This window comes from Massilia sp. Root133, from assembly GCF_001426525.1.
GTDB lineage: Bacteria > Pseudomonadota > Gammaproteobacteria > Burkholderiales > Burkholderiaceae_D > Telluria > Telluria orientalis.
Genome location: NZ_LMEW01000034.1, coordinates 190,019 through 210,666 on the forward strand (window position 1 = coordinate 190,019; position 20,648 = coordinate 210,666).

Genomic DNA, 20,648 nt, shown 5'->3' on the forward strand with positions numbered 1-20,648 from the left:
CGTAACCGAACGGGCTTGTCGCGTCTATGCCCGCTGGAGTTTCGTCGTTTGCTGGCGCAGCTGCTCGAAGAAACACACGGCCGCGCACGCGGCGACGTTCAGCGATTCCACGGCGCCCGCATGCGGGATGACGACGCGGTGCGTGGCCAGGTTCAGCAGCGCATCCGACACGCCCTGCCCTTCATGGCCCAGCAGCCAGGCGGCGGGGCGGGACAGGTCGACGTCGTAGATCCGCTCGCTGGCATAGCCGCTCGTCGCCAGCACCGGCACCCCTGCCTTCCGGATCAGGTCCGCCAGGTCGACGTTCTCGAAGATCTCCAGCACGAAATGGGCGCCCATCGCGGCGCGCAGCACCTTCGGCGACCAGCACGACGCGGTGCCGGGGCTGCAATACACCTGCCTGATGCCCGCCGCGCCGGCACTCCTGAGGATGGAGCCGGCATTGCCCGGGTCCTGCACGCCGTCCAGCAGCACGGCCGATTGCACCAGGGCGTCCGGACGAACCGGCCGCGGCGTCTCGACGAGGAACAGCAGATGGATGCCGTGTTCGACCTGCGACAGCGCGCCGAACAGCGCGTCCGGCAGCGACGTGGCCGGCGCCGTCACGCGGTCGACGATGGCGGCCACTTCGGGATTCGCCAGCGCGCCTTCGGACACGATGCAGTGCACGGGCTGCCCGACGAGGTCGAGGTAGGCCTGGCACAGGTGCACGCCGTCCAGCAGCGAACGGCCGGCCTTGCGCAGGGCCTGGCTGCTGCCCGCGAGGTGTTTCAGCTCTTTATAAAACGGGTTGTCGCGGGAGGTCACGCTCTTCATGTTGCTCTCCATGCGGAGAGCTCCCCGAACAGGTCGGGTTCGAGCAACGCACGCACGGGCGTGAAGGTGCGCCGGTGCACCGGGCTCGGACCGTGCTCGCGCAGGCGCGCGAGGTGCAGCGCCGTCGAGTAGCCCTTGTGCTGGTCGAACGCATACTGCGGATACGTGTCATGCAGCGCGACGAGCGCCGCATCGCGCGCCGTCTTCGCGAGGATCGACGCGGCGGAAATCGCATGCACCTTGTCGTCGCCCTCCACCACCGCGTGCGCGCGGATGTGCGGCGCGAATTGCGGGCAGCGGTTGCCGTCGATGAGGGCGATGGTCGGCACGGTCGCCAGCTGTTCGACGGCGCGGCGCATCGCCAGCATCGTCGCCTGCAGGATGTTCAGCGTGTCGATTTCCGCGTGCGAGCACTCGGCGATGGCCCACGCCAGCGCGTGCTCCCTGATCAGCGGCGCCAGCTCGTCGCGCCGTGCTTCCGTCAGTTTTTTCGAGTCGCGCAAGCCTTCGATCGGACGGGCCGGATCGAGGATCACGGCGGCCGCGAACACGGGGCCGGCCAGCGGGCCGCGTCCGGCCTCGTCCACGCCGCAGACGATGTCGTCCAGCGTGAACGGCCGGTTCTTCTTCGCCAGGCCTGGGTAGAAATCGAAGGTCTTCTTTCTCATGCTTTGCCTATCACCTCGAGCACGGCGCGGGCGCTTTCGCGCGCGCTGTCGCGCAGCAGGCTGTGATGCATTTCGGTGAAGCGTTGCTGCAGCCTCACCCGGTTGTTCTCGTCCGTCAGCTGGAACCAGACGGCCTCCGCCAGCGCTTCCGGCGTGGCCGCGTGCTGCAGGAATTCCGGCACGACGAAGTCGCGCGCCAGGATGTTCGGCAGCCCGATCCACGGCAGATAGCCCATGTTCCGGATGAGCAGCCACTCGGCCTGCAAGACCTTGTAGGCGATCACCATCGGCTTCTTGTACAGCGCCACTTCCAGGGTCGCGGTGCCCGAGGCGGCCAGCACGGCGTCGGCCGCCGCGATGCACGCATGCGATTCGCCGTCGACGAGCTGTAGCGGCACCTCATTGAGCAAATTCGGCAGACCGGCCTTCGCCACCAGCTCCATAAAATACGCTTTTTGCCGTTCGCCCGCCATCGGCGCGATGAAGCGCACGGACGGATCCCGCGCCGCCAGCAGTTGGACTGTCCGGACGTAGGGCTCCGTCAGGTACTTGATTTCCGACATGCGGCTGCCCGGCATGACGGTCACGACGCGCGCGTTCTCCGGCAGGCCGAGCTGGCGGCGCGCGGCAAGCACGTCGGGCACCAGCGGGATCGTCTCCGCCAGCGGATGGCCGATGTACGTGACGGGCACGCCGGCCTTTTGATAGATCTCTTCCTCGAACGGGAAGATCACGAGCATGTGCGAGACGGCGCGCCGGATTTTCTTGATGCGCCCGCCGCGCCACGCCCAGATCTGCGGGCCGACGAAGTGCACGGTCGGGATGCCGGCCGCGCGCAACTGCTCTTCCAGGCCGAGATTGAAGCCGGGGTAGTCGGCGCCGATGAACGCGGCCGGACGCTCGGCCAGCAGGCGGTCGCGCAGGCGGTTCTGGATGCCCTTCAGTTCGCGGTAGCGCAGCAGCACGGGCAGCAGGCCGCGCACGGTGAGCGTGTCCATCGGGACGTCCGACGCCAGGCCCTGCTCCAGCATGCGCGGACCGCCGATGCCGGAAAAGCTGACGTCCGGCAGATGCGGCTTGAGGCCCGCCATCAGGCGCGCCGCGAGCAGGTCGCCGGAGACTTCGCCGGCGACCAGCGCGAGCTTCGTGACTTCAGCGGACGATGCCACGGCTCGCGTTGTCGAGGAAGTCGCGCAGCGCGCGGATGTGCTGTGCGGCGTCGCCGGCGGCGGCTTCCTCTTCCGCCAGCCTGGCCTTGGCTTCTTCCAGCGTGAGGCCGGAACGGTAGATGGTCTTGTACGCGGTGCGGATCGCGTTGATCTGCTCGCGCGTGAAGCCGCGGCGCTTGAGCCCTTCGATGTTCACGCCGTGCGCCTCGGCCGGGTTGCCGGAGACGAGGACGAACGGCGGCACGTCCTGCGTGAGGCTCGTGTACATGCCGATGAACGCGTGCGCGCCGATCTTGCAGAACTGGTGCACGCCGCAGTAGCCCGACAGGATCGCCCAGTCGCCCACGTGCACGTGGCCCGCGAGCTGCGCATTGTTCGAGAAGATCGTGTTGCTGCCGACCTGGCAGTCGTGCGCCAGGTGCGTGTACGCGGACATCCAGTTGTCGTCGCCGAGGCGCGTCACGCCGGCATCCTGCACGGTACCGAGGTTGAACGTGCAGAATTCGCGGATCGTGTTGCGGTCACCGATTTCCAGGCGGGTCGGTTCGCCGGCCCACTTCTTGTCCTGCGGGGCGGCGCCCAGCGACGCGAACTGGAAGATGCGGTTGTCGCGGCCGATCGTCGTGTGGCCTTCGATGACGACGTGCGGGCCCACGACGGTGCCCGCGCCGATGCGCACGTCCGGCCCGATGATCGAATACGGGCCGACTTCGACGGTGGAATCCAGCTCCGCCTTCGGATCGACGATCGCGCTCGGGTGGACCTTGCTCATCACTGTCCTGCCTTCTCGTTCGCGCGGATGGTGCACATCAGCTCAGCTTCGACGGCGACCTTGCCGTCGACGCTGGCGACAGCCTTGTACTTCCAGATGCCGCGCGAGGTGCGCAGGATCTCGATGTCCATCTTGAGCTGGTCGCCCGGCTCGACCGGACGCTTGAAGCGCGCGTTGTCGATGCCGACGAAGTACACGACGGAGTTCTCGTCCGGCTTGACGTTCATGGTCATGAACGACAGGATCGCTGCGGTCTGCGCCAGCGCCTCGATCATCAGCACGCCCGGCATCACGGGCTTGTGCGGGAAGTGGCCGTTGAAGAATTCTTCGTTGGCGGTCACGTTCTTGATGGCGGTGATGGTCTTGCCGATCTCGTAGTCGACCACGCGGTCCACCAGCAGCATCGGGTAGCGGTGCGGCAGGTATTCCTTGATCTCGTTGATCCCCAGGGTCTTGTTGGTCGCGGTGGTGGCTTCAGTCGTCATTTTTGTTCTGATGGTTCCGTCAATTGTTTGATCTGTTTTTCCAGGCTGCGCATCTTCTCGCGCAGCGAGGACAGGTTGCGCACGATGGCGGCGCTCTTTTCCCATTCGGCGTTCTTGGCGAGCGGATAAAAGCCCGTGTACTGCCCCGGCTCGAGCACGGAGCGCGACACCATGCTGCCCGAGGAGATATGGACGTTGTCCGCGATTTCCAGGTGCCCCAGCACCATCGCCGCGCCGCCGAACGTGCAATTCTTGCCGATCTTCGCGCTGCCGGCTACCCCCACGCAGCCGGCCATGGCAGTATTCGCCCCGATGCGGCAGTTATGGCCGATCTGGATCTGGTTGTCGAGCTTCACGCCGTCTTCGATGATCGTGTCGTCCAGCGCGCCGCGGTCGATGGTCGTGTTGGCGCCGACGTCGACGTCGTCGCCCAGCAGCACGCGGCCCGTCTGCGGGATCTTGATGTACACGCCGTTCTCGCGCGCGAAGCCGAAACCGTCGGTGCCGATCACGGCGCCCGAGTGCAGGATGCCGCGCTTGCCGATCCTGCAGCGCGCGTGGAAGGTCACGTTCGCGAACAAATGCGTGTCTGCCCCGATCTCCGCCTCGCGGCCTACGAAGCAGCCGGCGTCGATCCGCACGCCGGCGTCGATCGCGGCGCCCTCTTCGATCGTCACGTTCGGGCCGATATGCGCGGTCGGGGCGATGCGCGCCGTCTCGTGCACGACGGCGCTGGGGTGGATGCCCGGCGGCGGCACGACTTCCTCGAGCGCCACGAAGTACTGCGCGACGCGGGCGAAATAGGCGTACGGGTTGGTGGTGACGATGCGCGCGCCGGCATAGGTCGTGGCGACGGTGGCGTCGTCCAGCGGCGAGACGATCAGCGCCGCGGCGCCGCTTTGCGCGGCCAGGGCGCGCAGTTTGCTGTTGCTGAGAAAGCTGATGTGCGAAGCGCCGGCGCCGTCGAGCGGTGCGATGCCCTGGACCTCGAGGTCCGGGTCACCTACCAGCTGGCCACCGAAGCGTTCGACCAAATCACCCAGTCGAGTGCCCATCGTGGTCGTTCCGTAAAAGAAGTGAAAACTGCCGGCCGCTCAACGAGCCGGCCGGCATCCGGGAAGCGTGTTGGCTCACATGCTCACATGCTTACTTGTCGAGCAGTTTGAGGATCCGGTCGGTGATGTCGATGCGCGGACTGGTCCAGATGGCTTCCTGCAGCACGACGTCGAGGTGTTCCTGCTCGGCCACCTGTTCGATCAGTTTATAGGCTTTCTGCGCGATGGCGGCGCGCTCCTCGTTCTTGCGCTGGAACAGGTCCTCGTTGTACTCGCGCTGCATGCGCTGCACGTCCTTCTCCATGTCGAGCAGCTCGCGCGTGCGCTTGGTGCGGTCGACGTCGGAGAGTTTCGGCGCTTCGTCGTCGAATTTCTCGCGGCTCACCTTGTACTTCTGCACTGCGTCGTCGAGCTGTTTCTGGCGCTTGGAGAATTCCGACTGCAGCTTCGCGTCCGCCGCCTTGGCCAGCTTGGACTCGGTCATCAGGCGCTCGGTGTAGACGAAGCCGATGCGGCTCATCCCGCTCTGCGCGGACGCCTGCGCCATCGCACCGGCGCACAGCAGCGCCAGCACCAGGCTACGCGGCAGCGCGGCTAACGATTTTTTCAACATATTCTTCGCAATCCTTGTTTCGACGACAGGCCCGGTCAGAAACCGGTACCCATCTGGAACTGGAAGCGCTCAAGGCGGTCGCCCTCCTTCGCGTTCAAGGGCTTAGCATAACTCAACTTGAGCGGGCCCACCGGGGAAATCCACGACAGGCCGATACCCGCCGAGTAGCGCAGCTGCGACGTGCGGATCGGTTCGTGCTCCTGGTAGATCTGGCCGCCGTCAGCAAAGGTGAACCAGCGCAGCGAGCGATCCTGGCCGCTGCCCGGGAACGGGAACTGCAGCTCGGCGTTGCCGATCACGCGCTTGGCGCCGCCCAGGGCGTCGTACGTGCGCGGATCGACGATACCGAGCGACGAGCTCTCGTAGCCGCGCACCGAACCGATGCCGCCGCCGTAGAAGTTCTTGAAGACCGGGTACGCGTGGCCGCCGAGGCCCGCGCCGTAGTCCAGCTCACCCTTCAGCGCGAGGGTCATCCAGCGCGTGATCGGGCGGTACCACTGGTGCTCGTACACCACGCGGTAGTACTTGGAGTCGCCGAGGAGGTCGACTTCCAGGTTGGCGCGCTGGTAGCGGCCGCGCGTCGGCGTGATGGCGGAGTCGCGCGAATCGCGGCCCCAGGCCACGGTCAGCGGGATCGCATTCGTCGTCGCCTCGCCCACGCCCGTCGCCTTCGCGATAGGGTCCTTCGAGTTCTGCATCACGAACTGCTGGTACAGCGTCGGCGAGCTCTCGTCCGTCTCGAGGCGGGTCTTTTCCAGGCCGGCGCCGAAGTAGACGGTGTCGATTTCCGAGAACGGCACGCCGAACGTGAGGTTGCCGCCCTGCTGGCGCACGGTGTACGAACCGATGTTCAGCGCCGGCGGACGCGACGTGCGCAGGTACAGCTGGAACGCGCGCGAGATGCCGTCGTCGGTGAAGTACGGGTTCGTCTGCGCGAACGAGATCGTGCGGTTGTAGCGGCTGGTGTTCAGTTCGATGCCGACCGTGTTGCCGCTGCCGGCGAAGTTGGCCTGCGTGACGGACGCGGTGAAGGTGAATTTCTCCGCCTGCGAGAACGCGCCGCCGACCATGAAGTTACCGGTCGGCTTTTCGACGACCGCGATGTTCACGTCCACGGCGTCGTTGGTGCCCTGCGCTTCCGGCGTCTCGACCGTCACGTCCTTGAAATAACCCATGCGGTCGACGCGGTCGCGCGACAGCTTCACCCGGTTCGGGTCGTACCACGAGCTCTCGAACTGGCGGAATTCGCGGCGGATCACTTCGTCGCGGGTGATCGTGTTGCCCGAGATGGTCATGTGGCGCACGTACGCGCGCTTGCCCGGATCGACGAAGAACGTGAAGGCGACTTCGCGCTTCTCGCGGTTGATCTCCGGGTTCGCGGTGACGTTCGCGAACGCGTAGCCGAAGCTCGCGAGACGGTCGGCGATGCGCTTGTTCGATGCTTCCTGCAGGTCGCCGGAATACGTCTGGCCCGGCTTCAGCAGGATCAGGTTCTTGAGTTCTTCCCCGCGGCCGAACAGTTCGCCATCCATCTTGACGCCGGAGACGGTGTACTTCTCGCCTTCCGTGATGTTGATGGTGAGGTAGATGTCCTTCTTGTCCGGGGTGATCGAGACCTGCGTGGACTCGACGTTCACTTCCAGGTAGCCGTGATTCAGGTACCACGACTTGATGGTCTCCAGGTCGCCCGTCAGCTTCTGCTTCGAGTACTGGTCGGCCTTGGAATACCACGTGAACCAGCCGGAGGTGTTCAGCTGCAGCAACTGGCGCAGTTCCTTGTCGGAGAACGCCTTGTTGCCGACGATGTTGATCTGCTTGATCTTGGCGACGTCGCCCTCGTCCACATTGAACATGACGTTCACGCGGTTACGTTCGATCGGGGTGACGGTCGTGGTGATCTTGACGCCGTACAGGCCGTGCGACAGGTACTGGCGCTTGAGCTCCTGCTCGGCGCGGTCGACGGAGGCCTTGTCGAAGATCTTGGTCTCGCCGACGCCGATGTCCTTCAGCGCCTTGACGAGCATGTCCTTTTCGAATTCCTTGGTGCCGGTGAAGTCGACGGCGGCGATGGCCGGACGTTCCTCGACCAGGACCACGAGCACGCCGTTTTCTTCTTCCAGGCGGATGTCCTTGAAGAAGCCGGTGGCATACAGCGCCTTGATCGCCGCCGTGCCTTTTTCGTCGTCGAAGGTCTCGCCCACGCGCACCGGCAGGTAGCTGAACACCGTGCCTGCCTCGGTCCGCTGGATGCCTTCGACCCGGATGTCCTTCACGACGAAGGGAGCGACGGCGGCGGCGTGACCGGCACAGAAGGCCAGCACGGCTGCGCCGATCATGCTGCGACGGGAGGGCAAGGCAAAACGCGGCTGGGCAAAACGTTCGGGTTGTAAATTCATCGGTTAGATCAATGGGTCAGTCATTGGACAACGTTACTTGTTCTTCGCCGGTGCATGGTCTGCTCGAGCCGAACATCTGCTTAAGCCGGACACTCCGGTGCACGCCGCAGGCGCAGCGTGCATATCGGAGTGCCGTGTGTTCAGAGCAGTCGCACCAGGTCGTTGAAGACGGCAAGCGCCATCAGCATGAACAGCAGGCCGACCCCGGCACGCTGCGCGATCTCGCCGATCCGCGCGGGCAAGGGGCGCCCGGTCAAAACTTCCAGCGAATAATACAGCAAATGGCCACCGTCCAGAACGGGAATTGGTAACAGATTCATTACACCCAGGCTGATGGAGATGAAGGCGATGAACTCCAGGAACGGCTCCAGGCCAGAGCGGGCGGTCTGTCCGGCCACGTCCGCGATCGTGATCGGGCCGGTTACATTTTTCAGCGAGACCTCGCCCACGATCATCTTCGCGATCATCTTGACGGTCATCGCGCTCGTCTCCCACGTGCGCTGCGCACCCTTCGCGAACGCCTCCAGCGGCCCCGCCTTCACGGTCACCATCTCCGGCGCCTGCGCGATCATCAGCTTCACCAGGCCCTTGCCCGACTGCGGATCGCGGTCCGGCGTGAGGGGCAGCACGAGCGACGCAGTGCTTCCTTCCGCGCCGCGCTGTACGCCGACCAGCAGGGTCTTGCCGGCGGCGCCGCGCACGGCTTCGATGAAGTCGATGCCGTCGGCGATGTTCTTGCCGTCGATCGAGGTCACGAGGTCGCCCTGGCGCAGGCCCGCGCGCGCGGCGGCGCCGTCCGGCAGCACCTTGTCGACGCTGGGCCGCGGGCGCCACAGCTGCATGCCGAGGACGCCCAGCACGTCGCTGTCGACGTCCAGGCTGGCCATGCGGTCCGCGGGCAGTACGGCGCGGTACGGCGCCGAGTTCGGGCCCGGCCCGCGCAAGGTCAGTTCGGCCGCATGCTTGTCGATGGCGGCGCGCACGATCTCCCAGCGCAGCTCCGTCCACGACTGCACGGGCCTGCCGTTGACGGCCGTGACGACGTCGCCGCCGCGCACGCCCGCCTTGTACACGGCCGACGCCTCCGGCATCGCGCGCAGGCGCGTGCCCGGCTCCTCTTTCCCGTGCATGAACAGCGCCGCCATCACGACGATGGCGAGGATGAAGTTGGCGATCGGGCCCGCCGCCACGATGGCGATGCGCTTCCACACGTTCTGGCGCGTGAATTCGCGCGGCAGGTCCGCGTCGTTGGTCGGCGCGGTCGAGGGATCGCGCGCGTCGAGCATCTTCACGTAGCCGCCGATGGGCAGCGCCGAGATCGCCCATTCCGTCTGGTCCGGACCGAAGCGGCGCGACCACACGATGCGCCCCATGCCGATCGAGAAGCGCAGCACCTTGACGCCGCACAGGCGCGCGACGACGTAGTGGCCCAGTTCGTGAAAGACGATCAGCGGTCCCAGCGCCAGCAGGAATGCCAGCAGGGTGTGGATCAGGTTCATGACACTCTCCCGTCAGGGCCCGCGTTGTTCAAGTGCGCAGCGCATGCACGATGCGTCCGGCCGCGTCGCGGGCACGCGCGTCCTGGGCCATCACGGCCTCGATGCTGGTCGCCTCGCCATGCGGGTTCTCGTCCATCACGCGGCGTACGACGCGGTCGATGTCGCGGAAGCCGATGCGGCGCTCCAGGAAGGCTTGGACCGCGATTTCGTTCGCCGCGTTCAGCAATGCGGGCGCGGTGCCGCCCGCGCGCAAGGCGTCGAAGGCGAGCGCCAGGCACGGGAAGCGGTCGAAATCCGGCTTGTGGAATTGCAGCGCGGCGAACGTCGTCAGGTCGAGCTGGTCGACGCCCGACGCGATGCGTTCCGGGTACGCGAGCGCGTGGGCGATCGGCGTGCGCATGTCCGGGTTGCCGAGCTGGGCCAGCACGGAGCCGTCCACGTACGACACCATCGAGTGGATCACGCTTTGCGGGTGGATCACCACGTCGATCCTGTCGGCCGGCGCGCCGAACAGCCAGTGCGCCTCGATCACTTCGAGGCCCTTGTTCATCATCGTGGCGGAGTCGACGGAGATCTTGCGGCCCATCGACCAGTTCGGATGCTTGCAGGCTTCTTCTGGCGTGACATGTTCCAGCGTCTCGACGGCACGCTGCAGGAACGGGCCGCCGGACGCCGTCAACAGGATCCTGGCGACGCCGGCCACGTCCGGCGAACGTGCATACGTGCCCGGCAGCGACTGGAAGATGGCGTTGTGCTCGGAGTCGATCGGCAGGAGTGTCGCCTTGTGCTCCTTGACGGCGTCCATGAACAGCTGGCCGGACATCACGAGCGCTTCCTTGTTCGCCAGCAGGATCTTCTTGCCCGCGCGCGCGGCCGCGAGCGTGGGCGCGAGGCCGGCGGCGCCGACGATGGCGGCCATCACCGTGTCCGTGTCGGGGCTGGCTGCGATCTCGCACAGCGCCGCTTCGCCGTAAGCGACGTCGATCGGGAGGCCGGCCAGCAGGTCGCGCAGGCGCGTGGCCGCGTCAAGCGTGCCGACGACGGCGCGCTGCGGACGGAACACGCGGCATTGCGCGGCAAGCGCATCCACGCGCTCGTGCGCGGACAGCGCGTACACACGGTATTTGTCGGGATGACGTGCCAGCACGTCGAGGGTCGAGACGCCGATCGAACCGGTGGCGCCAAGGATAGTGATGCTTTGCATGTTGCGTTCCATTGTCAAGGTCGTTCCAACATGTGCAGGCAGAAAGGATGACCAGCGCTGAGTCATTCTGGCACGGCGCGCGTCAAGACGGCGCGCCGCCCGCGTTGGAACGGCCTGTGTCTTACAGCCGCGAGCCGATCAGCGCGGCGAGCGGCAGCACGGGGATCAGTGCGTCGATGCGGTCCAGCACGCCGCCATGGCCGGGCAGCAGGTTGCTGCTGTCCTTCATGCCGGCGCGCCGCTTGAGCTGGGACTCGAACAGGTCGCCGACGATGCTGGCGGCCGTCATCAGCACGAGCACGACGGCAAGCACGGGCCAGCCGTACGTGTGCTGGACGCGCACGGCGAAGGTGTGCGCGAAGGCGTCGCCGCCGAACTGGACCGACAGGCCGCCCAGCACGAGCACGGCGATGCCGCCGCCGATCGCGCCTTCCCACGATTTACCGGGCGAAATCGATGGCGCCAGCTTGTGCTTGCCGAACGCCTTCCCGGAAAAGTAGGCGCCGATGTCGGCCACCCACACGATCGCGAGCACGGACAGCAGGAACAGCGGCGAGTGCGAATACAGGTCGACGATGGCCGCGAAACAGCCGACCACGGCGAACGCGTAGACGAGCGACAGCACCGTGTTCGCGGGCGTGCCCAGCGGCGGCAGGCCGATCTTCAGCGACGGCGCGAACCGGGCGATCCACAACGCGACGCTCAGCGCCGCCCAGAACGACAGGTTCGTGTGCCCCGTGAACACGGACATCGCGAACACGGCGGACCACACGAGCGCGATCACGTGGGCGTTGTGCGTCTCCGGATTGAACAGCCGGAAGCATTCCCAGATGGCGGCGCCGAAGAACACCGTCGCCACGACCGCGAACGCCGTGTAGTTGTTGAAGTAAAGGACTGGCAGCAAAATTGCCAGCAGCACGACGGCGGTAATGACGCGGGTTCTGAGCATCAGCTGTGTAGCCTTATTTAGCCTTGTTGGCGACCTGTTCGCCGGTGCGGCCGAAGCGGCGTTCCCGGCTCTGGTAGGACGCGATCGCCGTGTCGAGCGAGTCGGGCGAAAAGTCCGGCCAGAAGGTGTCGGTGAAGTACAGCTCCGAATACGCGAGCTGCCACAGGAGGAAGTTCGAGATGCGCTCTTCGCCGCCGGTGCGGATGAACAGGTCCGGCTCCGGCGCATAGGCCATCGCCAGGTGCTCGGCCAGCATCTCTTCGGTGTACTCGGTCACGCCCGGGTTGGCCGCGACCATCTTGCCCGTCGCCTGCATGATGTCCCAGCGGCCGCCGTAGTTGGCGCACACGGTGACGGTCAGGCGGGCGTTGTTGGCGGTGCGGCGCTCGGCATTGGCGATCATGTCCTGCAGCTTCGCATCGAAGCGCGACAGGTCGCCCACGACCTTCAGGCGGATGTTATTCGCATGCATTTTCGACACTTCGCGCTCGAGCGCGGTGACGAACAGGCCCATCAGGTAGGACACTTCGTCGGCCGGACGGCGCCAGTTTTCCGACGAAAACGCGAACAGCGTCAGGTATTCCACGCCACGATCCACGCAGGCTTCGACGATCTTGCGCACGGCGTCCACGCCCTTGACGTGGCCGGCCACGCGGGGCAGCAGGCGTTTGGTCGCCCAGCGGCCGTTGCCGTCCATGATGATGGCGATATGGCGCGGCACCGTCGGCGCTTCGGGGACTGCGGTGGTCGAACTTTTGAAAATCATAAATCTGGCCAAATGGCGGCTACAACAAAAGGCGGAACGGACCGGTCAAGCCTGGCCTGCCGGTCCGACGTCCACGACGATATGCGGCATATCATGCCGCAATACGGATCACACCGTCATCACTTCTTTTTCTTTCTCGGCAACCAGCTTGTCGATGTCGACGACGGCCTTGTCGGTCATCTTCTGGACATCGTCCTGGGCGCGGCGCTCGTCGTCTTCCGAGATCGCCTTGTCCTTGACCAGCTTCTTCAGCTGTTCGTTGGCGTCGCGGCGCACGTTGCGGACGGCGATCTTCGCGTCTTCCGCTTCCGACTTGCACAGCTTGACCATTTCCTTGCGGCGCTCTTCGGTCAGCGCCGGGGTCGGCACGCGGACGAGCTCGCCGAACGTCGACGGGTTCAGGCCCAGGTCGGATTCGCGGATCGCCTTTTCGATGACGTTCAGCATCTTCTTCTCATACGGCTGGACCCCGATGGTGCGGGCGTCGATCAGCGTCAGGTTGGCGACCATCGGCAGCGCGGTCGGCGAACCGTAGTAGTCGACCATCACATGGTCCAGGATGCCGGTGTGGGCGCGGCCGGTGCGAACCTTGGCCAGGTTGCCTCTCAGGGTCTCGATGGATTTCGCCATCTTGTCCTGGGCACTTTTTTTAACGTCAGCTACGGACATGCTGCTCTCCTGTATTTCTAACTATTGATTAAACGTGTACGAGTGTACCCTCGTCCTCGCCCATGATCACGCGCTTGAGCGCACCCGGCTTGACGATCGAGAACACCTTGATCGGCAGCTTCTGGTCGCGGCACAGGGCGAACGCGGTGGCGTCCATCACCTGCAGGTGCTTCGCGATCGCTTCGTCGAACGAAATCTGTTCGTAGCGGGTCGCGTGCGGATCCTTTTTCGGATCGGCAGTATATACGCCATCGACCTTGGTTGCCTTCAATACAATTTCGGCCGAGATTTCCGAACCGCGCAGTGCGGCGGCGGTGTCGGTGGTGAAGAAGGGGTTGCCGGTACCGGCTGCGAACACGACGACCTTGCCCTCTTCCAGGTATTGCAGCGCCTTCGGGCGCACGTACGGCTCGACCACCTGCTCGATGCCGATCGCCGACATCACGCGGGCGGTGATGCCCTGCTGGCGCATGGCGTCGGCCAGCGCGAGCGCATTCATCACGGTGGCCAGCATCCCCATATAGTCGGCCGTCGCGCGGTCCATGCCCTGCGCACCCGGCGCGACGCCGCGGAAGATATTGCCGCCGCCAATCACCACTGCCAGTTCCACACCCAGCTTCGACACCTCCGCGACGTCGGCGACCATGCGCTCGATGGTGGCGCGGTTGATGCCGAACGGATCGTCGCCCATCAGCGCTTCGCCAGACAGTTTGAGGAGGACTCGTTGGTAGGCTGGTTTTGTCATGAATGGGACTCCTGTGGTCATTGATGTTCAAATTCGGTACTGCACCGGACGGGATCGCCGCCCGGTTGTAAAAACGGGCCTTGCGGCCCGTTCTCTTTTATTACTGCTTGGCAGCAGCCATCTGGGCTGCCACTTCCGCTGCGAAGTCGTCGACTTTCTTCTCGATGCCTTCGCCGACCACGTACATCGTGAATGCTTTCACGGTGGTGTTGGCGGCCTTCAGCATCTGCTCGACGCTTTGCTTGTCGTTCTTCACGAAAGCCTGGTTGAACAGCGACACTTCTTTCAGGTACTTCTGCACCGAACCGTCGATACGCTTGGCGACGATCTCGGCCGATTGCGGCTGCTTGCCTTCGGCGACGGCCTTGTCGGCGTCTTCCTTGGCTTTCAGCTGAGCAACCGAACGCTCTTTCTCGATCAGCTCGGCCGGCACTTGCTCTGCCGACAGGGAGACCGGCTTCATCGCGGCGATGTGCATCGCGACGTCCTTGCCGACCTGCTCGTCGGCGCCGTCGTAGTCGACGATCACGCCGATGCGGTTGCCGTGCAGGTAAGATGCCAGCTTGCCGGTGGTTTCGAAGCGCTGGAAGCGGCGAACGGTCATATTCTCGCCGATTTTGCCGATCAGTGCCGTACGCACGTCGTCGAAGGTCTTGCCGTCGACCGGCAGGGCGGCCAGGGCGGCGACGTCGGCCGGGTTGTTCTCGGCGACCAGCTTGGCAGCCAGGTTGGCCATGGCCATGAACTCGTCGTTCTTGGCGACGAAGTCGGTTTCGCTATTGATTTCGACCAGCGCGCCGACGTTGCCGGCAACATAAGCCGTCACGACACCTTCAGCCGTGATGCGAGCTGCCGCTTTCGATGCCTTGCCGCCCAGCTTGACGCGCAGGATCTCTTCGGCACGCGCCATGTCGCCTTCGGCTTCGTTCAGTGCCTTCTTGCATTCCATCATCGGTGCGTCGGTCTTGGCGCGCAGTTCGCCAACCATCGCTGCAGTAATCGCTGCCATGTTCATTCTCCTAAAAGTAGGAGCAAGCCGTCGTCTGCGACGTCTTGCATATTATTAATCTGTTCAGGAATTGCTTACAAAAAGGGGCGCTCGAATCTTAGGCTCGGCGCCCCTTTACAGCTCAGCGGGCCTTGACCCGCGGGCAATTAAGCTTGCTCGGAAACTTCGACGAAGTCGTCAGCCGACTTGACCATCTCGGCGACTTCGTTGGTCGCGTTGGCGCGGCCTTCCAGGATCGCATCGGCGACGCCGCGTGCGTACAGGGTGATGGCCTTCGACGAGTCGTCGTTACCCGGGATCACGTGCGACACGCCTTCCGGCGAGTGGTTGGTATCGACCACGCCGATGACCGGGATGCCCAGCTTGCCGGCTTCGGTGACGGCGCCCTTGTGGTAGCCGACGTCCACGACGAAGATCGCGTCCGGCACGCCCTGCAGGTCCTTGATGCCGCCGATCGACTTCTGCAGCTTTTCCAGTTCGCGCGAGAACATCAGCGCTTCTTTCTTGCTCATCTTCTCGACTTCACCCGACTCGATGGCAGCTTCCATGTCCTTCAGGCGCTTGATCGAGGTCTTGATGGTCTTGAAGTTGGTCAGCATGCCGCCCAGCCAGCGCTGGTCGACGTACGGCACACCGGCGCGCTGTGCTTCGGCGGCGATGATGTCGCGGGCCTGGCGCTTCGTGCCCACCAGCAGGATCGTGCCGCGGTTGGCGGCGATCTGCTTGATGGTCTTCATCGCATCCTGGTACATCGCCATGGTTTTTTCCAGGTTGATGATGTGGATCTTGTTGCGATGACCGAAGATGAACGGGGCCATTTTCGGGTTCCAGAAACGGGTCTGGTGGCCGAAGTGAACACCGGCTTCCAGCATTTCGCGCATAGTGACAGACATTGTATTCTCCAGGGTTGGGTCTTGAATGACGGCCGGTACACCCGTTTTCGGGCACCCTTGTCGGCCGCATTCGCGATTTACATTCACAAATTGCTCGATACGGACACGAGCAACCCGAGATTCTAGCGGGATTTGACACGAATTTCAAGCTTGCGCACGCATCCGGCTCTCAAAAAGCGGCGGCGGCCGCCGGCCCGGCGGCGTTATGAATCACATATAATGACCGGTACAGAACTTATCGCAGAACGGATTAATATGGCAATTTCCATCAAGACCCCGGAAGACATCGAGGGCATGCGCATCGCCGGCCGCCTCGGCGCCGAGGTGCTCGACTACATCACGCCCTTCGTCAAACCGGGTGTGACCACCGGCGAACTGGACCGCCTGTGCCATGAATACATGGTCAACGTGCAAGGCACCGTCCCCGCCCCGCTGAACTATGCGCCGCCGGGCTACCCGCCGTTCCCGAAAGCCGTCTGCACCTCCGTCAACGACGTGATCTGCCACGGGATTCCGGGCGACAAGGTCCTCAAGAATGGCGACGTAGTGAACATCGACGTCACCGTCATCACGAAGGATGGTTATCACGGCGACAACAGCCGCATGTTCTTCATCGGCGAACCGTCGAAGCTGGCACGCCGCCTGACGGACATCACCTACGAATGCATGTGGCTGGGCATCAGCAAGGTGAAACCGGGCGCGCACCTGGGCGACATCGGCCACGTGATCCAGCAGCATGCGGAAAACGCGGGCTATTCCGTCGTGCGCGAATTCTGCGGCCACGGCATCGGCAAGGTGTTCCACGAAGAACCGCAGGTGCTGCACTACGGCCGGCCGGGCACGGGCGAGGAACTGAAAGCCGGCATGATCTTCACGATCGAGCCGATGATCAACGCGGGCCGCCGCGAGATCCGCGAAATGCCGGACGGCTGGACGATCAAGACGAAGGACCGCAGCCTGTCGGCCCAGTGGGAACACATGATCCTGGTGACGGAGACGGGCTATCAAGTGCTGACGACGTCGGCCGGCACCCCGCCGCCTCCCGCCATCGTCCAGCCGAAAGACACCGTCGCCGCCTGACCCGCTCCCATGTCCACTGCCACCATCGCCCCGACACAACCCCTGCAGCCGCTGCAATTGAAACAGCGCCTGAAAGCCGAGCGCCAGCTCGTCATCGCCGAGTTCCGCGAGAACGGCAAGCCGGAAAAACTGTTGCGCGGCCTGCGCCACAGCGTCGACGGCGTGCTGGCGGATGCGTGGCACGCGGCCGGTCTCCCGGCGGACGCGGCGCTCGTGGGCGTGGGCGGCTACGGCCGCGGCGAGCTGTTCCCGAATTCCGACGTCGACCTGCTGATCCTGCTGGGCAACCCGCCCGACGCGATCGCACAGGCGAAGCTGGAAAACTTCGTGCAGCTGCTGTGGGACCTGGGCCTGGAAATCGGCCACAGCATCCGCACCGTGGACGAGTGCATGACGGAGTCGGCCGCCGACATCACCGTGCAGACGAGCCTGCTGGAAGCCCGCCTCGTGACGGGCAATGAAACCGTGCTCAACGAGTTGCTGCGCCGCTACGACGAGGCGATGGACCCGCAGGCCTTCTTCCAGGCCAAGACGGCCGAGATGCGCCTGCGTCACGCGAAATACGAATTCACGCCGTTCTCGCTGGAGCCGAACGTCAAGGAAAGTCCGGGCGCGCTGCGCGACCTGCAGGTGATCCTGTGGGTGGCCAAGGCGGCCGGCCTCGCGAATTCCTGGAGCCAGCTCGCGATCCGCGGCCTGATCACGCGCGAGGAAGCGCGCCAGCTGATGGAAAAGGAGCGTGCCTTCAAGGACATCCGCATCCGCCTGCACCTGCAGACGAACCGGCGGGAAGACCGCCTCGTGTTCGACGTGCAGACGGCCATCGCGGAAACGTTCGGCCTCACGTCGACCGGCGAAGGCCTCGATGCACGCCGCGCCAGCGAATTCCTGATGCAGAGATATTACTGGGCCGCGAAGACCGTGACCCAGCTGAACACGATCCTGCTGCAGAACATCGAAGCCTACCTGTTCCCCACGCCGTCGCAGCCGGTGCCGATCAACCCGCGCTTCAACGAAGTGGGCGGCTTCATCGACATCGCCGCGGACGACACCTTCGAATCCACGCCTTCCGCCGTGCTGGAAATCTTCGTGCTGATGACGGAGCGCCCCGACATCAAGGGCATGACCGCACGCACGATGCGCGCCCTGTGGCACGCCCGCACCCTCATCGACGACGCGTTCCGCGCGAAGCCGCAGCACCGCGCCCTGTTCCTGCGCGTGCTGCAGGCGCCCGTGGGCCTCGTGCACGCGCTGCGCCGCATGAACGACATGGGCATCCTGGGCCGCTACCTGCCGAACTTCCGGCGCATCATCGGCCAGATGCAGCACGACCTGTTCCACGTGTACACGGTCGACCAGCACATCATGATGGTCGTGCGGAACATGCGCCGCTTCACGATGACGGAGCACGCGCACGAATACCCGTTCTGCAGCCAGCTGATCGCCAATTTCCGCGACCGCTGGCTGCTGTACGTGGCCGCCCTCTTCCACGACATCGCCAAGGGCCGCGGCGGCGACCACTCGGAACTGGGCAAGGTCGATGCGCGCGAATTCTGCCGCGACCACGCGCTGTCCGAGGAAGACACGGAACTGGTCGTGTTCCTCGTCGAGCACCACCTGACGATGTCCGTCGTCGCGCAAAAGCAGGACTTGTCCGACCCGGACGTGATCCAGTCCTTCGCCCGCCTCGTGCGCGACGAGCGCCACCTGACCGCGCTGTACCTGCTGACGGTGGCCGACATCCGCGGCACGAGCCCGAAAGTGTGGAATGCGTGGAAGGCGAAGCTGCTGGAAGACCTGTACAAGATGACGCTGCGCGTGCTGGGCGGCGAGCCGCCCTCCGCCGACCGCGAACTGCGCGCGCGCCAGCAGGAAGCGCTGGCCACGCTGCGCCTGTTCGGCCTGCCGTCCGATGCGCACGAGGCGCTGTGGAAGCAGCTCGACATGGCCTACTTCCTGCGCCACGACGCGTCCGACATCGCGTGGCAGACGCGCTGCCTGGTCGATAGGCTGGGCCGCGACAAGCCCGTCGTGAAATCGCGCCTGGCGCCGATCGGCGAAGGCCTGCAGGTGACGGTGTACGTGAAGGACCAGCCCGACCTGTTCGCGCGCATCTGCAGCTATTTCGACCGCAAGAATTTCTCCATCCTCGACGCCAAGATCCACACGACGAAGGATGGCTACGCGCTCGACACGTTCCTCATCACGGACGAGAATTTCGCCAACAGCTACCGCGACATCATCAACCTGATCGAGCACGAACTGTGCGAGGTGCTCGTGCACCAGGAACCGTTGTGCCCGCCGCTGCGTGGCCGGCTGTCGCGCATGTCGCGCAACTTCCCCATCACGCCGACCGTGGACATGCGCCCGGACGAGCGCGGCCAGTTCTGGGTGCTGTCCATCGGCGCCAACGACCGCAACGGGCTGCTGTACGCGATCGCGAGCGTGCTGGCGCGTTATCGCATCAACCTGCATACGGCCAAGATCATGACCCTGGGCGAACGGGTCGAGGACGTGTTCCTCATCGATGGCCAGGCGCTCAATAACCAGCGGGTGCAGGTGCAGCTGGAGACCGAGTTGCTGGATGCCGTAAAAATCTAAGTTAAAGCGTCATTCCCGCGAAAGCGGGAATCCATGCTGAGCCACAGAATTCTGTCATTCGGAAACGACTGCAGTCTGTCACCGGAGTGACTTCGACGCTTCAGCATGGGTTCCCGCCTCCGCGGGAACGACGGTGTTTTCGTTTTCGTATTTATTCGTAATCATGACCGAACCCGTACGCCTCTCCAAACGCATGTCCGAACTTGGCCTCTCCTCCCGCCGCGAGGCCGACGAGTGGATCGCAAAAGGATGGGTGAGAGTCGACGGCCAGGTGGTCTCCGAGCTCGGCAGCAAAGTGCTGCCGCACCAGAAGATCACCGTCGAGCGCCAGGCCGCCGCCCAGCAGGCGAAGCGCGTCACCGTGCTGCTGAACAAGCCGGTCGGCTACGTCAGCGGCCAGGCCGAAGACGGCTACAAGCCCGCCGTCGTGCTCGTGAAGCCGGAAAACCGCTGGGCGGACGATCCGTCGCCCGAGCAATTCCACCCGACGCAGCTGAAATCCCTCGTGCCGGCCGGACGACTGGACATCGATTCCGTCGGCCTGCTCGTGCTCACGCAGGACGGCCGTATCGCCAAGCAATTGATCGGCGAAGACACGTCCATCGAAAAGGAATACCTCGTGCGCGTGCTGTACACGAAGCCGGGACGCCTGCCGGACGCCGACCTCAAGAAGCTGAACCATGGCCTGTGGATGGACGGCAAACCGCTGCTGCCCGCGAAGGTGCGCTGGCAGAACGACGACCAGCTCAGCTTCACCCTGAGGGAAGGCCGCAAGCGCCAGATCCGCCGCATGTGCGACATGGTCGGCCTGAAAGTCATCGGCCTCAAGCGCGTGCGTATCGGGCGCGTGAAGCTCGGCGAACTGCCGCCCGGGCAGTGGCGGTATTTATGCGCTGACGAGCGCTTCTGACCGTCAATGCGCGGGCCGCATCTGCATCCACGGATCGAGCACGCGCAGTTCATCGAGCACGGCCCGCGGCGCCTCGACGGTGCCGCCGCTGTCCTGGTCCCACTCCAGCCTCAGCTTCGACCGGCCCCGGCGCAAGTCCACGCGGACGTAATCGACCCACGCATCTTCGGCATCGTATTCGAACGTCTTCATCCAGCCGGTCCGCAGCAGCGCTTCGAGCGTCTGGCGCAGTGCAAACGGTGGGAGGTCCGAAATCGTTTCGGGGTGTAACTGGGGGTCGTTGAAGACACCCAGGTATCTGACGAATTGTGAAATCCACGCCATCGCTGCCTCCCAACATCGGTTGACG

The 20,648-nt window shown here is 64.6% G+C and carries 20 protein-coding genes; 3 read left to right on the plus strand and 17 right to left on the minus strand.

Annotated features, from left to right (window positions below; translation table 11 throughout):
- Window positions 1-24: 24 nt before the first annotated feature.
- The 16 genes from ASD28_RS25350 to rpsB all read right to left on the minus strand — a co-directional run bounded on the left by ASD28_RS25350 (window position 25) and on the right by rpsB (window position 15,708).
- Window positions 25-816: an RNA methyltransferase gene (locus tag ASD28_RS25350; RefSeq protein ID WP_056135230.1), complete on the minus strand. Its 792-nt coding sequence runs from the start codon at window positions 814-816 to the stop codon at window positions 25-27.
- Complete coding sequence (gene rnhB / locus ASD28_RS25355) at window positions 813-1,484, minus strand: ribonuclease HII (RefSeq protein WP_056135235.1); 672 nt, start codon at window positions 1,482-1,484, stop codon at window positions 813-815. Before rnhB ends, ASD28_RS25350 begins: the two co-directional genes overlap by 4 nt.
- On the minus strand, window positions 1,481-2,653 hold the full coding sequence (lpxB, locus tag ASD28_RS25360) for a lipid-A-disaccharide synthase (protein ID WP_056135238.1): 1,173 nt from the start codon (window positions 2,651-2,653) through the stop codon (window positions 1,481-1,483). Before lpxB ends, rnhB begins: the two co-directional genes overlap by 4 nt.
- Window positions 2,637-3,425 (minus strand): acyl-ACP--UDP-N-acetylglucosamine O-acyltransferase, encoded by a 789-nt coding sequence (lpxA, locus tag ASD28_RS25365; protein WP_056135241.1) that lies wholly within the window; start codon window positions 3,423-3,425, stop codon window positions 2,637-2,639. Before lpxA ends, lpxB begins: the two co-directional genes overlap by 17 nt.
- On the minus strand, window positions 3,425-3,910 hold the full coding sequence (fabZ, locus tag ASD28_RS25370) for a 3-hydroxyacyl-ACP dehydratase FabZ (RefSeq protein WP_056135243.1): 486 nt from the start codon (window positions 3,908-3,910) through the stop codon (window positions 3,425-3,427). The genes lpxA and fabZ overlap by 1 nt, the downstream gene beginning before the upstream one ends.
- Window positions 3,907-4,965 carry a UDP-3-O-(3-hydroxymyristoyl)glucosamine N-acyltransferase gene (gene lpxD / locus ASD28_RS25375; RefSeq protein WP_056135245.1) on the minus strand — a complete coding sequence of 353 codons (1,059 nt, stop codon included), beginning with the start codon at window positions 4,963-4,965 and terminating at the stop codon, window positions 3,907-3,909. The genes fabZ and lpxD overlap by 4 nt, the downstream gene beginning before the upstream one ends.
- A gap of 91 nt (window positions 4,966-5,056) precedes the next feature.
- On the minus strand, window positions 5,057-5,578 hold the full coding sequence (locus ASD28_RS25380) for an OmpH family outer membrane protein (RefSeq protein WP_082577389.1): 522 nt from the start codon (window positions 5,576-5,578) through the stop codon (window positions 5,057-5,059).
- 35 nt (window positions 5,579-5,613) lie between these two features.
- Window positions 5,614-7,974, minus strand: coding sequence for an outer membrane protein assembly factor BamA (gene bamA, locus ASD28_RS25385; RefSeq protein WP_056135248.1), 2,361 nt, complete (start codon window positions 7,972-7,974; stop codon window positions 5,614-5,616).
- A gap of 140 nt (window positions 7,975-8,114) precedes the next feature.
- Entirely contained in the window at window positions 8,115-9,473 is a 1,359-nt protein-coding gene (gene rseP, locus ASD28_RS25390; protein ID WP_056135250.1) for an RIP metalloprotease RseP, read from the minus strand.
- Between the two features lie 28 nt (window positions 9,474-9,501).
- Complete coding sequence (gene ispC / locus ASD28_RS25395; protein ID WP_056135957.1) at window positions 9,502-10,677, minus strand: 1-deoxy-D-xylulose-5-phosphate reductoisomerase; 1,176 nt, start codon at window positions 10,675-10,677, stop codon at window positions 9,502-9,504.
- A gap of 121 nt (window positions 10,678-10,798) precedes the next feature.
- Window positions 10,799-11,626, minus strand: coding sequence for a phosphatidate cytidylyltransferase (locus tag ASD28_RS25400; RefSeq protein WP_056135253.1), 828 nt, complete (start codon window positions 11,624-11,626; stop codon window positions 10,799-10,801).
- Window positions 11,627-11,639: 13 nt separating this feature from the next.
- Window positions 11,640-12,392 carry a polyprenyl diphosphate synthase gene (uppS, locus tag ASD28_RS25405; protein WP_056135256.1) on the minus strand — a complete coding sequence of 251 codons (753 nt, stop codon included), beginning with the start codon at window positions 12,390-12,392 and terminating at the stop codon, window positions 11,640-11,642.
- A 108-nt stretch (window positions 12,393-12,500) separates the two neighbouring features.
- Complete coding sequence (gene frr, locus ASD28_RS25410) at window positions 12,501-13,061, minus strand: ribosome recycling factor (protein WP_036228560.1); 561 nt, start codon at window positions 13,059-13,061, stop codon at window positions 12,501-12,503.
- A 28-nt stretch (window positions 13,062-13,089) separates the two neighbouring features.
- A complete protein-coding gene (pyrH, locus tag ASD28_RS25415) occupies window positions 13,090-13,806 on the minus strand; it encodes a UMP kinase (protein ID WP_036228558.1) in 717 nt (238 codons plus the stop codon).
- A 100-nt stretch (window positions 13,807-13,906) separates the two neighbouring features.
- Entirely contained in the window at window positions 13,907-14,815 is a 909-nt protein-coding gene (gene tsf, locus ASD28_RS25420; RefSeq protein WP_056135960.1) for a translation elongation factor Ts, read from the minus strand.
- Window positions 14,816-14,961: 146 nt separating this feature from the next.
- Complete coding sequence (rpsB, locus tag ASD28_RS25425; RefSeq protein WP_036228556.1) at window positions 14,962-15,708, minus strand: 30S ribosomal protein S2; 747 nt, start codon at window positions 15,706-15,708, stop codon at window positions 14,962-14,964.
- A gap of 255 nt (window positions 15,709-15,963) precedes the next feature.
- On the opposite strand from rpsB, the gene map reads away from it, so the two are divergent.
- The 3 genes from map to ASD28_RS25440 all read left to right on the plus strand — a co-directional run bounded on the left by map (window position 15,964) and on the right by ASD28_RS25440 (window position 20,299).
- The gene (gene map, locus ASD28_RS25430; protein WP_056135259.1) at window positions 15,964-16,788 is read left to right on the plus strand and encodes a type I methionyl aminopeptidase; all 825 of its coding nucleotides are present in this window, start codon (window positions 15,964-15,966) and stop codon (window positions 16,786-16,788) included.
- 9 nt (window positions 16,789-16,797) lie between these two features.
- Window positions 16,798-19,389, plus strand: coding sequence for a [protein-PII] uridylyltransferase (locus tag ASD28_RS25435; RefSeq protein ID WP_056135260.1), 2,592 nt, complete (start codon window positions 16,798-16,800; stop codon window positions 19,387-19,389).
- A gap of 163 nt (window positions 19,390-19,552) precedes the next feature.
- Window positions 19,553-20,299: a pseudouridine synthase gene (locus ASD28_RS25440; RefSeq protein ID WP_056329411.1), complete on the plus strand. Its 747-nt coding sequence runs from the start codon at window positions 19,553-19,555 to the stop codon at window positions 20,297-20,299.
- A gap of 3 nt (window positions 20,300-20,302) precedes the next feature.
- Here the strand turns inward: ASD28_RS25440 and ASD28_RS25445 are convergent, their stop codons facing one another.
- A complete protein-coding gene (locus ASD28_RS25445; RefSeq protein WP_056135262.1) occupies window positions 20,303-20,623 on the minus strand; it encodes a hypothetical protein in 321 nt (106 codons plus the stop codon).
- Window positions 20,624-20,648: the final 25 nt, after the last annotated feature.